Raw genomic sequence first — 13784 nt, forward strand, 5'->3', positions numbered from 1 at the left:
ATGCACCGCGGGAGCTATAGAACGGTACGGCGGTCATAGCGGCGGGGTCACACCCGGTCTCGTTTCGACCCCGGAAGTTAAGCCCGCCAGCGATCCCGGTTGTACTGCCCTCCGGGAGGGGGCGGGAAGCCGGGGACGCCGCCGGCCACTATCCTTCTGAGACACTTCTCGCAAGTCTTAAATCGTTTGGGCGCGTATTTCTTTTCGATGAGTCCTATGGTTTCCGAGGAGGAACTCCGGAGAAGATGGGAGAGAACCGTTGAGAGGCTTTTCAGAGAGAGGGTTATCCGAAGTGAGGCCGTTAGGAGGGCTTTTCTCAAGTATCCGCGCTATCTCTTCGTCCAGAAACGCTACCGGGACTACGCCCACGTTGATGAACCCCTTCCAATTCCCTCCGGGCAGACGATAAGTGCCCCACACATGGTGGCGATAATGCTGGAACTGGCCGAGCTTAGGCCAGGAATGAACGTTCTTGAGGTGGGGACAGGCAGCGGATGGAACGCGGCGCTAATAGCCGAGCTCGTGAAGACCGACGTTTATACCATCGAACGGATTCCCGAGCTGGTGGAATTCGCCAGAAGGAACCTTGAGCGGGCTGGAGTGAAAAATGTCCACGTGATTCCCGGGGACGGCACGAGGGGTTTTCCCCCAAAGGCGCCCTACGACAGGATAATCGTCACCGCTGGGGCTCCAAAGATCCCCGAGCCCCTCCTGGAGCAACTGAATCCTGGGGGAAGGCTGATAATCCCAGTGGGGGGCTATCACCTCTGGCAGGATCTCTACGTGGTTGAGAAAACAGAGGACGGGAGGATAAAGAAAAAGCGATGGGGAGGCGTCGCCTTCGTGCCGCTCATAGGGGAGCACGGATGGAGGGAATAGGCTTTTAAGACCAAAACCGGCTCCCCTTTAAGGTGATACGATGGTCAGGCTCATAGCATTTGATCTCGAAGGAACTCTGGTCAAATCTATATCGAGCTGGGTGGAGCTCCACAAGAAGTTCGGAACCTGGGAGAAGGGAAAGGAATATGCTGAACTCTTCTTTGCGGGCAAAATCGATTACGTAAAGTGGGCCGAGCTTGACGCATCACTCTGGAAGGGCCACACCAAGGATGAGATCATGGAATGGGCGAACTCAGTCGAGTACATGGATGGGGCAAAGGAGCTCATCGAGTTTCTGAGGGAGAACGACTTCAGAATAGCGATACTCAGCAGCGGCCTCATGTGCCTCGCGGGAAGGATAGCCAAGGAGCTCGGGGTTGACTACGTCTTTGCCAACGAGCTGATATTTGAAAACGGTGTCGTTACTGGAAAAGTCAACCCTCTCGTTGACTTCAAGAGCAAGGGGACCATACTCAGGGAGCTGAAGGAGAAGCTGAGGCCTGAACTAACGGTGGCGGTCGGCGACGGATACAACGACCTGAGCATGTTCAAAGAGGCCGACGTCAGCATAGCGATAAACCCCCACGAGGGGGTGGAAGGAGACCACAACGTTGAGAGCCTCTATGAGGTCATGGAGATCGTCAGGGGACTCATAGAAGAACGGGGTCAGTGAAGGGCGTGTTCATCACCGCTCGGCAAAGCAAAAGCTCGTCATCCCCCTGTTGGCCCGACCGGAACCCCCGCCTCACTCCTCCGCGGGGTGGGCGGGCGCCGGGCCGGATAAAGGTTCGGCGACGGTTTTAAATCATTTTCTCAAAGTCCGGCTACCTTGAGCTGTATCCACCAGAACATGTCGCCCCAGAAGTAGCTTATCAGGAAGCCGAGAAATAGCGTCGGAGCGAATGGCATCGACTTCTTCCTCAGAAAGCTGTTTTCAAGCCTTCCCTCATCAACGAGGCGTTTGAGTTCCTCGATCTGCTCCCTGCTCAGGCCCTCCGCGCTTGAGGACGCTATGACTCTACCGTAATCCGGGTGGAGGGCGCCCAGATCGGCGTTCATGATGGCGTTCTTTATCCTTGTGAACGGGTCGATTCTGTCCCTGAGGATTTTCCCGTCCTTCTCAAAGACCGTCTCGCCCAGGATGTCCCACTCCCTGAGCTCCTCCACAGTGACCTCTTCCATCAGAACCTCGGTGCGCATGAACTTCACGAGGGAGAGGAAGACCTTGAAAAGGTACAGCACGACGAGGAGCTTCAGAAACGCTCCCACAGCCGTTGCAGGTTCCCGATAGACCAGGTATGCCAGAACACCAACCCCTATAACATCCCCAACTCTCCTGAACTTTCCAAGGACGTATATCATGGCGATTGTGAATACCCACGACCACAGTCCAACGATTGAGACCCCCGTGACCTCGTAGATTATCAGCCTGAGGCCTATGGCGGCCATTATCCAGAGGGATACCTCAAGGGTGAGCCCAGCCCTGTCTATGAATATCTCCCTCAGCTCGACGAACTTCCTCCTAACGATGAGCACCCCGAAGGCATAGACGAAGATGAAGGGGAATACCGCTATGATGCTGTTGAGCAGTATAGTCAGGGGGTAGAGGGGATATCCAACAGTGTAGGGGGCGACGATGGAAGCCGTTGCCGGTGCGTAGGGCAGGAGCGCGGAAAAGCCGGCGAGTATCACCGCGTCACCGCTCGCCCATGCCCCGATGTAGTAGAGGAGCAACCCTAAGACGAAGCCCAGTACAAGCCCGATGAAGCCCGAGGCTGCTAAGAGTGCATCCCCCCGGCTGATTCCAAGGTAGAGATAGTAGATTATCCCTACCTCGACGGCCGGTATTATCAGCTTGGGAACCCACCGGGGAAGGCCTTCCTCCTCTTCTTCCCCCTCCTCCCATCCGAGGAGCTTTCCTATCAGCGTGAGCGTCGGGAAGATGTGGTTGTCAAAAACGAATCCGGTCTTCATGTCGGTATAGGAAGTAACGGCTCCCATAACCAGCCCCAGAATCAGGGGAACGTAATCCATGATTCCACCTCATAGGTCTTCGAGAATCTGTTTCCTTACCTGGGTCGTGTAGTTTGATATCGCCTCGTTGAGGTTTCTCGTGCTGTTGAGGACAACCCTGGCTGCTATGGTCACCAGGATGAGAACCGCCGCCAGCATGAAGAGGTACTCAAGGGCTCCCTGGGCTCGTCTCATCTCCCACACCTAAACCCTCTAAGGCGCTAAAGGATTTAAAAGTTTCCATAGGGTAAGCTTTTAAGGAAAAAGAGAAGGCGGAATGTGGTGAAAATGAGGGTCTATCACCTGAGGGTTCGCGGGGAATATCTGGACTACATAAAGTCCGGGGAAAAGAGGATAGAGGTCAGGGTTGCCTATCCTGCCCTTAGGGGCATAAAGCCCGGGGACAAGCTCATATTCAACGATTCAATTCCTGCCGTAGTCACTGGGGTCAAGCGCTACGAGACCTTCCGGCAGGTTCTGAGGGAAGAACCAATAAAGAAGATATTTCCGGACGAACCGAGCTTTGAAAGGGCCGTTAAGAGATTTCACGGCATGTATCCGAAGTGGAAGGAGAACCGCTACGGGGTTATAGCGATAAAGTTCAGGCTCCTCGGTGAGGGGAGATGAGGCACCTGGAGTTCGATGGACGCTACGCTGAGGCTATACTGAGCGGAAGAAAAAGGGCAACGGTGAGGCTTGGAAGAAAGCCGAACCTCAAATCCGGCGACGAGGTTCTCATACATTCTGGGGGCCGTGTTATAGCGAAGGCGGTTATCGAGAGGGTCGAAAGCAAAACCGTCGGCGGGCTTACCGATGAGGACGCCCATCTGGACGGATTTTCGAGCAGGGAGGAGCTGATAAGGGCCCTCAAAAGCCACTACAAGTACGTTAACGACGACTCAAAGGCTCACGTTATAGTCTTTCGCATCGTGGAGAAGTTTGACAAACCTGTTATGAGCTCGGACTACGCCTACGGGGGCAACCTGCCGGTGGAGATAGCCGAAAAGGCCCTTGAGCACCTCGACCTCTCCGACGAGGACAGGGAACTCCTTGAACTTTTCCTCAAAGCTGGAAGCCTGAGAAAAGCAGCTTACAGGCTCGGTGGCATGAACAAGAGGTACCTGATTAGGGACGCTCTCAGGAGGGCCTACGAGGAGCTGAAAAGGAGGGGAATTATGGGGCCGAAGGTTTGAGCCCCTCAAGAACGCTTGTTTCTCCACAGTTCTTAACGGCTGAAATTACAACCGGGATGAGCTTAAAGGTTCCTCCGTGGATGACACGCTTGAGGTCTCTCATAAACTCCTCCATCTCGAATTCATCGCGAAATTCCATCTTTGCTATGAAGTCGTACTCCCCGTAGAGCCAGTACCCTTCGACGGGGAGCTTTTCCAGAACCTCGTCCCGGACGCCCCAGACGAGTAGTATCGCCTCGATCTCCACCACCTCTTTCCGACTCGTTCCGTGAGCGGATAAAAGTCTTTCTAAGGTTTTTCTGTCATGGATGCAACTTTTTGAAGGATTTTAGGGCTCAACTTGTCGTTCTGCCGGGCAAGTGTTTTAACGTCCGCACCCAACTCCCCCCGGTGGTCTCGATGAAGGCGGTCTTCTTCGATTTCGTAGGCACGCTCATAACGAAGGAAGGCGAAAACGTTACCCATCAGAACATCGTGAGGGAGGTCCTCAGAAAGGCCGGGAGGGAAGACCTCGATTACATGAGGCTCTGGGAGGAGTACGAGGCCGAAAGCTCCGCGATGTTCAAGGAGCTCGCCGGCAAGCCCTACGTCAAAATCCGGGACGTTGACACCGAGGCCATGCGGAGGGTGGCCGGGCGCTACGGTTTCACCGTTCCCGACGACTTCTGGGAGATGAGCATCGCCATACACGAGCGCTATGGTCAGCTCTTTCCCGATGCCGTTGAGACGGTTAAGGCCCTTAAAGAGCTCGGTCTCCACGTCGGAATCATAACTGACTCGGACAACGACTACATCGAGGCCCACCTGAAGGCACTTGGTATCTACGACCTGTTCGATTCCATGACTACCAGCGAGGATGCGGGCTTCTACAAGCCCCATGAGATGCCATTCAGGCTCGCCCTCGAAAGGGCGGGCGTTGAAGCGGGCGAAGCCATCTACGTCGGCGACAACCCGGCCAAAGACTGCGTTGGGGCCAGGAAGGTCGGTATGATGAGCGTTCTCCTCGACCCGAATGGCGCGAAGAGGGGACTGTGGGGGGACTGCGACTTCGTGGTTTCAAAGCTGGGCGAGGTCGTTGAAATTGTGAAAGGTCTGATGGAAAGTGAGTCATCCGGACAATAAAAAAGAAGGACAGCAAGGGTCAGCAACGGCAGGGCTCTTCATCGGCAAAGCCTCGTCTAGCGAAATTCTCGTCATCCCCTTCTTCCTCACTCTTTAAGCCTCTGATATGCTGCGTAAAGCCTCTGGAGAACGGTTACCCATGCCAGAACCGCAACCGCGTAGATACCGTACTCAACGTGGCCGAAGAGCGCGGTGATGATTATTATAAGCAATCTCTCGGCCCTCTCGGCTATTCCAACGGCCAGCCTTCCGGAGCCGGCCAGCTCGGCCCTGCACCGCTCGTAGCTAACCAGGTAACTTCCCATGAAGGCGATGAAAGCCACGCGCCAGTCGGCGAGGTTTCCGAGGGCTATGCCGAAGAGCACAGCGCCGTCGCTTATCCTGTCAAAGGTGGAGTCGAGGAATGCTCCAAAGCGGCTCGTCTTTCCGGTTAGTCTTGCGAGCGTTCCGTCGAGTGCATCTACCAGCGAGCCGAGGAGCAGAACGAGGGCCGCTATGACCTGCTCGCCGCGGTAGAAGAAGTAAGCACCGGTGAGACTTATCAGCAGGCCGAGGACGGTTATCTGGTTCGGCGTGACGCCGGCCCTCGCGAGGGGCCTGACGATGGCCTCAAGGTAGCCCTTTACGTTCTCTCGGTATCTGTTGAGGACCATCGGTCATCACTCCAGCTCGATTATCTTTTTGCCCCTCTCCTGGGGGATTATTTTCAGCTTCGCGTTCTCAAAGCTCTTCCTCAGGCCTTCACCCTCCAGGAGCCTGTCCAGAAAGACCGCTAGGGCTGCGACCTCGCTGTGGGGCTGGTTCCCAACGCCGACGTTGTAATCGGCGATATCGTAGACGTCCCTGGGCACCTTCTCGGCACCGACTACGACGAGAACGTCCCGGCCACCCTTCAGCTCGTCCCTGATTCTTGGCATGGCGTCGTCGATGTGAACCCCGTACATCGTGAGGTGGACTATCACACCTCCCCGTTCCTTCCATTCCCTCATAATCCTCTTCCAGCTTGGATTGAACTCTATCTCAAAGGGCCCTCCCCATCTCCGGACAACGTCCTCGACGCTCTCCTTGACGTGCTCATCTTCTTCGGCCGCAATGATTATTTTATCGGCCCCAAAGGCCCTCGCCGTCAGTGCCACGTGGGTGGTTATCCGCTTGTCCCTCTCAGGTCTGTGTCCGAGCCTTAGAACCGCTATCATCACACCTCCCCCGCAAATATCTTCCAGTATCTGGTGAAGTCGTCCCTCCAGGCCATGTCCTTGTAGAACTCATACATGGTTTTTACGTCTTGCTCTATCTTACCTGTGCTGTACTCGCTCAGCACCCTGTTCAGGTCATCTTCGCTGGGTGCTGAGGCAAAGATGAAGAGGGCGTAGAGCCTCTCGTTCTCATCTAGATTGTTCATGACTATCATGAGCTTTGAGCGGAGCTCGGGGTTCAACCTCTCATTCACAATCTTGAGGAGCCTGTCCTCCAGGTTCGCGAGGAAATCCCCTGTGACATCGACGTGTTCGTGCCCTTTCAGAGTGGCCGGGGCCTGGGCGACTATCCTGTATCCATCCCTTGTCACGAGCTGATATATCTTCGGAAAGTACGGGCTGGCGATGTACTCGTCAATCGAGCCGACGAACCCGTGCCTGATATCTATGACGTACCAGCCGTCGGCGGTGTAGAACTCCGTAATGGGCCTCGCTGTACAGTCTGTTCCGTTCGAGAGCGTTATTATCCTTGCCGGAACCTCCACCGAGCGGAGCATGGCGGCGATCAGTATCTGTGCCTCGGCGTAGCTTATCCTGTCCTGCTGGAGTATCTTTGAAGGTTCGAGGCTGGAGGTCGTATCACCCAGGGAATATGTTCTCATCATCCATTCGTATATTGCCTCCGCGGCCTGTAACTCGGATTCGGAGTCCCCTATTATCTTAAGGGTGAGGTTCCTGAACTCGGTCCTGTTAAACTCTGACGTTGAGTTGTAGCGCTCCGTCCAGTAGCCGTCAACTATGTATCCGTCGGTTACCCAGTGGTACTTCAGACCGTAGGCCTCCCTGAGGACTTCACTGCTCTGGTTCCAGGGCCTCCACACGACCTTCATCGAAAAGCTCTCAACGGTACTGCCCTCGGCCCCGCTTATCGCGTACTTGAGGATCACCGAGATGTACCCCTCGCGGTAGGCGTAGGGTGCCTTTACCGTGTAGCCCACCCTGACCTCCCCTTTTCCGTCAACCGTTGCGGGAAGGGCTGTGGCACTTACGACCTTCATGCCGTTGAACAGGTTGAAGCTGAGGTCACGGAGTTCCACCGGGACGTCGAGCTTGTTTTTGATGATTACCGTTAGGTTTGCGGTTTCTCCACCGCCGATTATCCTGGGCGCCTCTACGCTGACCTCAACCTCATCAGAGGGCCCGGCCTCGCTCGATACCGTTATCCTGAACTGCCCGTAAAACCCAGTCCAGGAGCGTTTGAGCTCGTCTGTAAGCTCAAGGGACAGCTTCAGGTTGTAGACCCCGGGCTTCATCGGTGCCTTCAGAATCCAGACAAGCTGCACCGCATCTCCTACAGGGAGTATCTCCGGAAACTTCGGCTCCTGGAGTATCTGGAAGCTGTCATCACCCAGAACAAGCGTCGCACCGGTGAGGCCAACCTTGCCGGTGTTGTTGACAAGGATCATCACGTGAATCGTTCCGCCCGGCCGTACAAGGGTTCTGTCAACGGAGAACCTCACCTCAGCCGGTGGTTTGAAGAGGCATCCCGAGGCCACCACTATGAGAATGAGGAGAGGAACCAGGATAGCTTTTTTCATTTTCATCTTCCAAACCCTTTAAAGCCCCAACCGTTAATAAGCTTTAGGTGGTGCCCATGATAACGCTGACGACTGACTTCGGCCTTAGGGGCCCTTATGTTGGAGAGATGAAGGCTGCCATGCTGAGGCTCAACCCGGAGGCGGTAATGGTTGATGTCAGCCATTCAATAACCCGGCATTCCGTTCTTGAGGGCTCGTTTGTGATGGAGCAGGTGGTTAAGTACTCCCCCGAGGGGACGGTTCATGTTGGCGTTATAGACCCCGGCGTTGGAACCGAGAGGCGGGCGGTTATAATCGAAGGCGAGCAGTTCCTCGTCGTGCCGGACAACGGCCTGGCCACGCTTCCGCTCAAGCACATCAAGGCGAGGAAAGCCTGGGAGATAGACTTCGAGAAGGTGAAGCGCTTCACCAAGTGGGAGATAAGCTCGACCTTCCATGGGAGGGACGTTTTTGGGCCGGTTGGTGCCCTGCTCGATGCATGGGTCGAGCCGGAGAAGCTCGGAAAAGAGATTCCTCTGGAAAGCTTGATTAGGCTGGACATCGAACCGCGCAGGGAGGACGACCTCTGGCTGCTCAAGGTGATCTATGTTGACGACTTCGGCAACGTCATACTGAACCTTGAGGGGTACGAAAGGCCCAGAGAAGTCGAACTGGTTGATTTGGGACTTAAGATACCCTATCTGGACACCTACGGCCAGGTGAAGCCCGGTGAGTTGCTGGCCCTCCCAGGAAGCCACGACTACCTTGAGATAGCCATCAATCAGGGGAGTGCCGCTGAAAGGCTCGGCCTGAAGGTCGGGGATGTGGTTAGGGTCAGGCTGATTTAGAAAGTGTTTTGAGGAAAAATGAAAAATTTGATGTGGTGAGAAGAATGGGGGAGATAACTCTTCGGGTTCGCGTTCCCGATGGCATGGAACGGCTGTTTGAACGGGAGGTGAAGGCTCTGGTTAAGGCATTCGAAAGCGGAAGGAAGAAACCGAGGGTTGTCCTCGATGATGTTTTCGGCATCGTCAGGAGCGAGAAGAGCGCCAGAGAGCTGAGGTTGGAGGTCCACGAGAACGCCGTTTCTCTCTTGTGATTCGTTCAATGAGACTGAACGAGACGTTCAAAAAGATTGAACGGGGTGGTTATCATGGTCAAACGCGGTCTCTTCGTCGGTCGATTCCAGCCGGTTCACAACGGCCACATAAAGGCGCTCGAATTCGTTTTTTCGCAGGTTGATGAGGTAATCATAGGCATCGGAAGCGCCCAGGCGAGCCATACGCTGAAGAACCCCTTCACGACGAGCGAAAGGATGGAGATGCTGATTCGTGCCCTTGACGAGGCCGGCATGGACAAGCGCTACTATCTCATTCCACTCCCGGACATAAACTTCAACGCGATCTGGGCGACCTATGTAGTGAGCATGGTTCCGCGCTTTGACGTCGTCTTCACTGGCAACTCCCTCGTCGCCCAGCTCTTCCGCGAGAAGGGCTATGAAGTCATCGTCCAGCCGATGTTCAGGAAGGACATCCTCTCGGCGACCGAGATAAGGAAGCGCATGGTCGAGGGGCAGCCATGGGAGGAGCTAGTGCCCAAGAGCGTGGCCGAGTTTATCAGGGAGATAAAGGGCTGCGAAAGGATAAAGATGCTCGCGACCAACCTTGAGAAGAACGAGAAGGAGCTGCAGGCGCCGATAAGGATTCCGGAGTTCTGAGGCGCTTGGGAATTCGATTTTAGTTTCTAATCCCGTACCCTCTTTTCAATCTCCTTAGGGCTCTCTGGCGTTTCCCCGCCAGCCACCAGAACATCACTCCAGCCACCAAAAACAGCCCCAAGCTAACCGCATATGGCAGCGTCGCGTGGACGCTCGCCAGAGCGCCGGCAACAAAGGGCGTGAAGAGGCCGAGGAGCTTCCGGTAGCTCGATATCGCCGCGTGGAACTCGCTGGCCTTCTCCTTTGGAATTAACTTGAACATCCAGGAGCGGTAGAAGGGGAACCAGAATGTGTTGCCGAAGTCGCCGAGGGCATACACCGCCAGCGCCAGCCAGAAGGGCGGTGAAAGCGCCATCACGAGAGCGTAGAAGGCGTTTATGAACATGCCCACGCCGATGGCCTGGAAGCCTCTCCCCTTCGGAACCCTCTCGCTGGCGTAGGTGCCGAGTATCGAGGCGAGACTGCTCGCGCAGGCTATCAGAGTAACCTCGAATACCGTCCTGTGGAGAACGAAGACGACGTAGTTGATGAGCACCAGCTCTGGAGCCAATGACCAGGCGAGCGTTAGCAGGGCCTCGAAGGCGAGGAGAACTTTAAACTCCCCGACCTTAAACGTGAAGCCCTCTGGAGTTATCCTCTCCTCCCTGCCGACCGAAGGCAGGAAGAACCAGATGTAGGCAACGGTCACGGCAGAGAAAAGGCCGAAGAATATGAACGCCCAGCGGTAACTCCCCGGGCCTGGATAGACGTAGCCGAGGACGTAGCCCATGATGGGGAAGGTTATTAAGCGCGCTATCTCCGGCAGACGGAGGTGCCAGGCGAATATCTCCTCGTACTTATCTTCCGGATAGATGATCTGCTCGTATGCGCGGTAGAGAGGATAGAGGACCGTTGAGAGCTTTTCCACAGTCCTTCCGACGAAGAGCATGAGAGGAGCAACTGCGCCCTTCGCAAGGCCATACAAAACGTAGGCGATGCCGTCGAGTACGTCTATCGCGATGAGACCCTTCTTGATGTCCCAGCGGTTGAAGAGCCGGCCGAAGAGGTACGTTAGGGGAATCGCGACGATGTTGACAGCGGTGAAGAACGCCCCGACCTCAAGGACGGAGTAGCCGGTCTCCATGAGGTAGAGCGGGAAGAGTATCCAGACTATCAGGCCGGGAGCGATGAGAGTGTGGTAGAGCATGTAAGCCTTGGCTTCCCTCGGGATCTCGCTCCAGCGCATCTGAAGCCCCGTTCATATTTTTCGGAGCCCTTTTAAGGTTTAACGTCGATTCCTGGATGAGTGATTTCATGCTCAGGGGCATCGGATACCTCATCTCCATAACGCTCGTACTCTACGCCCTCTCGTCGCTCTCGGCTGGAGTGGCGTTTTTCTCAACGTCAGTCGGGAGGCTCTTCGGGCTTGTCGTGGCAATTCTGCTGGCGTATTCCCTCTCTCGAATTTTCTATGGCCTCCCCTTGGACTGGGGCGCTGACGGGGAGAGCCTATCCCACACCGTAGCCCTCATGCTCCCCCTGTACGCGTTCTCCTTTGTAGCCATGCTCTACTTCGGCGCGGAGAGGTTCATGGACATGGCCAGACCGGGATTTGTGAGTGAATGGAGCCCCTTCCTGATTCCCTATTCTCTCGCCTTCTGGGCTCTTAGCGGGATTTTGACGGCGTTCTTCTACGATGCGGTGCCCTACGAACTCTTCAGTGAACGCGGGAGAATCGCCGGAATAATAGGCGCCACCGCCGTCTTTGCCCTTAACTACAACCAGCCCCTGCTCACAGGCTTCTGGCGGCCGGAGGACATAATCTTCTTCGGGGCGGCCTTTGCCCACTCCTATTCGGTCAACGGGAAGGTGTCTTCCCTCGTTATTGCCTATCTCCTCTCCGAGCTTCCCCTGTGGTGGTGTCTGCTCTCTCCCCTCGGAGGGGGTGCCTTTGCAGGCTACATAACGGTGCGGTTTCTCATCTCCGCCTACTTCCTTTTCAGGCATTTGGCGTAGATCAGCGCCGGCTCGCCCCATTGGGGATACGGGTCTATCAGCGCGATTCTTGCGAAGCCCCTCCGCTCGTAGAAGCGCCTCGTCCCGTCGTAGGGTTTATAGGTTAAATCGCCCGAGCTCTTGACGATGAGGAGTTCAAAGCCCCTCCCCCTCGCCCACTCCTCGACGAACCGGAGCATTTCCGTCCCGATTCCTTTCCCCCGGTGCTCCCTCTTCACGGCCATCCAGAGGATTTCAACGGCCTTTTCGTTGAGCGGTTTGATGGTAATGAAGCCGAGAACCTCTCCCCTTTCAACGGCAACGAAGGTCGTTTCCTCTCTCAAATCCCGCCCCATAGCCCTGAGGCCGGCCTCGTTGAACCACTCGGGAAGACCGCGAACTATTTCGAGGCAGGCATGCCTTTCCGTTTCAGTCATAATCTCTCGAATTCTCACTCCAGCCACCCTTCTAGGGCCCTGTTGACCAGCCTCAGGAACTCCTCCCTGGTTCCACCCTTTCTGTAGAACTCTTCCAAAAGCTCCATGAAGCGTCTCTCTTCCTCGGTGAACTTCTCGCCCCTCCAGCGGAAAATTCTAAAGCGCTCGCCAAGAAGCTCGACGGCGTGAAAGGCCGTGCGCCCCGAGGGCTTGAGGTCCTTCACGAGCTCGACGGTGTTTATGGTGTCGTAGCCGAGCCTCTTCCAGAAGGTTATGGCATCTTTATCTTGGGGCAGGACGAAGAGGTAGAGAGCATCGTCGTGCTTTTTTACGTATTCTTCTGCCCTCTCGACGAGCGCCCTTCCTATGCCCCGTCCCCTGAACTCAGGTTTCACAAAGAGCTCTTCAATCCAGAAGCAACCTTCGCGGGAGGAGAGCCGTACGAAGCCCGCTGGTTCTCTTTCGTAGGCGAGGAAGATAACGTCGCCACGCCTGAAATAGCTCTCCGCTTCCTTCCTATAACTTTCCTCCTCGTCTGGCCTCCAGCCCTGCTTCCCCCTGAGCTCCTTGAAGAATTCGATGTAGAGCTCCTGGAAATCCGGAAGGTGTTCCTCATCGAGGCGAACTATTTCCATCTTCCTGTCCCTCCTACAGTCTAAGCGTCCCCTCTTCCATCAGGAGCTCCCCGTCCACGAGCACAGTAGGGTTCATGACAACGAAGTCGATGTGGATTTTCGACTCGTTTGCTCCCCCGAGATGCAGGTTGTGGCCGACCGCCACGTGAACCGTCCCAAGGGCCTTCTCATCGAATATCCTGAGGCCGAGGGGCTTTACCCCAGGGTTCAGCCCTATTCCGAACTCCGCTATAACATTCCCTCCCGGCGTTTCAAGCCTATCCCTGAGCTCGTCGGCCTTTTTGCCCCCCATGGAGATGACCTTACCTCTATGAAACTCCAGCTCCAGATCCTCGTGGGGAAGGACGAGCCGCCCTGAGGCGGAGCTCTCTATGGGGGCTATGTAAACCTCCCCCGCTGGAATCTCGACCTCGCACTCCCTACGCTTCAACCGACAGTCGCGGAGCGTCCCGTCTTCAAGGCCTGGCTTTCTCCCCTCAACGCTGAACCTCAGATGTGTGCCGTTTTCGTCTGTTATAAGAACATCCTTCGCCCCATTGAGTCTCTCTGCCACAATAAGCCCGAGCTCGCGCATCCGAACATAGTCCACGTCCACTGCGGAGATGAACTCTAGGAGGTATTCACTGGGCTTTATCCCGTCCTCCTCAAGCCACACCGGCGGGGGAAGGTTCAAGAGGAGCGTCGGCACCTTCTCCTCCTGCAGGAGGCCATATATAGAGTCCCAGAAGGAGAAGACCTTCTCCTGAACGTTCTCGGATAGATCATCGACGGCCGTGTACTGGGAGAGCCATATCACGACGTCAGCTTTCCCGAGGATGCCGGCAACGCTTTCTGAAGGCTTTTCTGGAAAATCAGATATCAGCGAGTCGTCGAAACTCCAGAGGAACGGGAGCGCGCCAACGCGGATGGCCTCCTCAGCCAGCAGGCTGGCGAAGTTCCTGTTGTGTGCCCCGTGGATTATCAGCACCGATTCACCTGTCCTAACAAGCGCCGAGTCCTTGATTATGCACCCGGCGGCGCTCCTGAGACTGTTCTCCATCT

19 protein-coding genes and 1 rRNA gene are annotated in these 13784 nt (G+C 55.7%); 10 read left to right on the forward strand and 10 right to left on the reverse strand.

What is annotated here, in order from left to right; translation table 11 throughout:
• Positions 1–25 precede the first annotated feature (25 nt).
• From rrf to NUS69_RS00165, 3 genes are all read left to right on the forward strand, one after another.
• Positions 26–147: ribosomal RNA gene (gene rrf / locus NUS69_RS00155) — 5S ribosomal RNA — on the forward strand.
• Positions 148–216: 69 nt separating this feature from the next.
• Positions 217–879, forward strand: coding sequence for a protein-L-isoaspartate(D-aspartate) O-methyltransferase (locus NUS69_RS00160; protein WP_258084836.1), 663 nt, complete (start codon positions 217–219; stop codon positions 877–879).
• A gap of 40 nt (positions 880–919) precedes the next feature.
• A complete protein-coding gene (locus NUS69_RS00165) occupies positions 920–1552 on the forward strand; it encodes an HAD family hydrolase (protein WP_258083899.1) in 633 nt (210 codons plus the stop codon).
• 140 nt (positions 1553–1692) lie between these two features.
• On the opposite strand, the gene NUS69_RS00170 is transcribed toward NUS69_RS00165, so the two are convergent.
• Positions 1693–2913 (reverse strand): A24 family peptidase C-terminal domain-containing protein, encoded by a 1221-nt coding sequence (locus NUS69_RS00170; RefSeq protein WP_258083900.1) that lies wholly within the window; start codon positions 2911–2913, stop codon positions 1693–1695.
• A gap of 9 nt (positions 2914–2922) precedes the next feature.
• Positions 2923–3087, reverse strand: a complete 165-nt coding sequence (locus tag NUS69_RS00175; protein WP_258083901.1) for a class III signal peptide-containing protein — start codon at positions 3085–3087, stop codon at positions 2923–2925.
• 93 nt (positions 3088–3180) lie between these two features.
• Between NUS69_RS00175 and NUS69_RS00180 the strand changes: the two genes are divergently transcribed.
• Positions 3181–3519 carry an ASCH domain-containing protein gene (locus NUS69_RS00180; protein WP_258084837.1) on the forward strand — a complete coding sequence of 113 codons (339 nt, stop codon included), beginning with the start codon at positions 3181–3183 and terminating at the stop codon, positions 3517–3519.
• The gene (locus NUS69_RS00185) at positions 3516–4085 is read left to right on the forward strand and encodes an ASCH domain-containing protein (protein ID WP_258083902.1); all 570 of its coding nucleotides are present in this window, start codon (positions 3516–3518) and stop codon (positions 4083–4085) included. The genes NUS69_RS00180 and NUS69_RS00185 overlap by 4 nt, the downstream gene beginning before the upstream one ends.
• Here NUS69_RS00185 and NUS69_RS00190 read toward each other — a convergent pair.
• Positions 4066–4335, reverse strand: a complete 270-nt coding sequence (locus tag NUS69_RS00190) for a hypothetical protein (RefSeq protein WP_258083903.1) — start codon at positions 4333–4335, stop codon at positions 4066–4068. The two genes, NUS69_RS00185 and NUS69_RS00190, sit on opposite strands and share 20 nt — an antisense overlap.
• Positions 4336–4484: 149 nt before the next feature.
• Here NUS69_RS00190 and NUS69_RS00195 point away from each other — a divergent pair, with 149 nt between their 5' ends.
• Complete coding sequence (locus tag NUS69_RS00195) at positions 4485–5207, forward strand: TIGR02253 family HAD-type hydrolase (RefSeq protein ID WP_258084838.1); 723 nt, start codon at positions 4485–4487, stop codon at positions 5205–5207.
• Between the two features lie 86 nt (positions 5208–5293).
• Here NUS69_RS00195 and pgsA read toward each other — a convergent pair whose 3' ends face one another.
• The 3 genes from pgsA to NUS69_RS00210 are packed head-to-tail and all read right to left on the reverse strand — an operon-like array spanning position 5294 to position 8007.
• Positions 5294–5860: an archaetidylinositol phosphate synthase gene (pgsA, locus tag NUS69_RS00200; protein WP_258083904.1), complete on the reverse strand. Its 567-nt coding sequence runs from the start codon at positions 5858–5860 to the stop codon at positions 5294–5296.
• A 6-nt stretch (positions 5861–5866) separates the two neighbouring features.
• Positions 5867–6403 carry a tRNA (cytidine(56)-2'-O)-methyltransferase gene (locus tag NUS69_RS00205; protein WP_258083905.1) on the reverse strand — a complete coding sequence of 179 codons (537 nt, stop codon included), beginning with the start codon at positions 6401–6403 and terminating at the stop codon, positions 5867–5869.
• Positions 6403–8007 carry a transglutaminase-like domain-containing protein gene (locus NUS69_RS00210; RefSeq protein ID WP_258083906.1) on the reverse strand — a complete coding sequence of 535 codons (1605 nt, stop codon included), beginning with the start codon at positions 8005–8007 and terminating at the stop codon, positions 6403–6405. Before NUS69_RS00210 ends, NUS69_RS00205 begins: the two co-directional genes overlap by 1 nt.
• 50 nt (positions 8008–8057) lie before the next feature.
• On the opposite strand from NUS69_RS00210, the gene NUS69_RS00215 reads away from it, so the two are divergent.
• The 3 genes from NUS69_RS00215 to NUS69_RS00225 are packed head-to-tail and all read left to right on the forward strand — an operon-like array spanning position 8058 to position 9697.
• Positions 8058–8828, forward strand: a complete 771-nt coding sequence (locus NUS69_RS00215) for an SAM hydrolase/SAM-dependent halogenase family protein (protein ID WP_258084839.1) — start codon at positions 8058–8060, stop codon at positions 8826–8828.
• Positions 8829–8872: 44 nt separating this feature from the next.
• Positions 8873–9079, forward strand: coding sequence for a hypothetical protein (locus tag NUS69_RS00220; RefSeq protein ID WP_258083907.1), 207 nt, complete (start codon positions 8873–8875; stop codon positions 9077–9079).
• 54 nt (positions 9080–9133) lie between these two features.
• Positions 9134–9697, forward strand: coding sequence for a nicotinamide-nucleotide adenylyltransferase (locus NUS69_RS00225; RefSeq protein ID WP_258083908.1), 564 nt, complete (start codon positions 9134–9136; stop codon positions 9695–9697).
• 19 nt (positions 9698–9716) lie between these two features.
• Here NUS69_RS00225 and NUS69_RS00230 read toward each other — a convergent pair whose 3' ends face one another.
• On the reverse strand, positions 9717–10922 hold the full coding sequence (locus NUS69_RS00230; RefSeq protein ID WP_258083909.1) for an MFS transporter: 1206 nt from the start codon (positions 10920–10922) through the stop codon (positions 9717–9719).
• A 56-nt stretch (positions 10923–10978) separates the two neighbouring features.
• Here NUS69_RS00230 and NUS69_RS00235 point away from each other — a divergent pair, with 56 nt between their 5' ends.
• Positions 10979–11692: a hypothetical protein gene (locus tag NUS69_RS00235; RefSeq protein ID WP_258083910.1), complete on the forward strand. Its 714-nt coding sequence runs from the start codon at positions 10979–10981 to the stop codon at positions 11690–11692.
• Here the strand turns inward: NUS69_RS00235 and NUS69_RS00240 are convergent.
• Genes NUS69_RS00240 through NUS69_RS00250 form a run of 3 tightly spaced genes read right to left on the reverse strand, consistent with a single transcriptional unit; the run spans position 11665 to position 13782 of the window.
• On the reverse strand, positions 11665–12126 hold the full coding sequence (locus NUS69_RS00240; RefSeq protein ID WP_258083911.1) for a GNAT family N-acetyltransferase: 462 nt from the start codon (positions 12124–12126) through the stop codon (positions 11665–11667). The two genes, NUS69_RS00235 and NUS69_RS00240, sit on opposite strands and share 28 nt — an antisense overlap.
• Positions 12123–12743 carry a GNAT family N-acetyltransferase gene (locus tag NUS69_RS00245; protein ID WP_258083912.1) on the reverse strand — a complete coding sequence of 207 codons (621 nt, stop codon included), beginning with the start codon at positions 12741–12743 and terminating at the stop codon, positions 12123–12125. Before NUS69_RS00245 ends, NUS69_RS00240 begins: the two co-directional genes overlap by 4 nt.
• Positions 12744–12756: 13 nt before the next feature.
• The gene (locus NUS69_RS00250) at positions 12757–13782 is read right to left on the reverse strand and encodes an aminopeptidase (protein WP_258083913.1); all 1026 of its coding nucleotides are present in this window, start codon (positions 13780–13782) and stop codon (positions 12757–12759) included.
• Positions 13783–13784 lie beyond the last annotated feature (2 nt).

The sequence above is a fragment of the Thermococcus thermotolerans genome (assembly GCF_024707485.1).
GTDB lineage: Archaea > Methanobacteriota_B > Thermococci > Thermococcales > Thermococcaceae > Thermococcus > Thermococcus thermotolerans.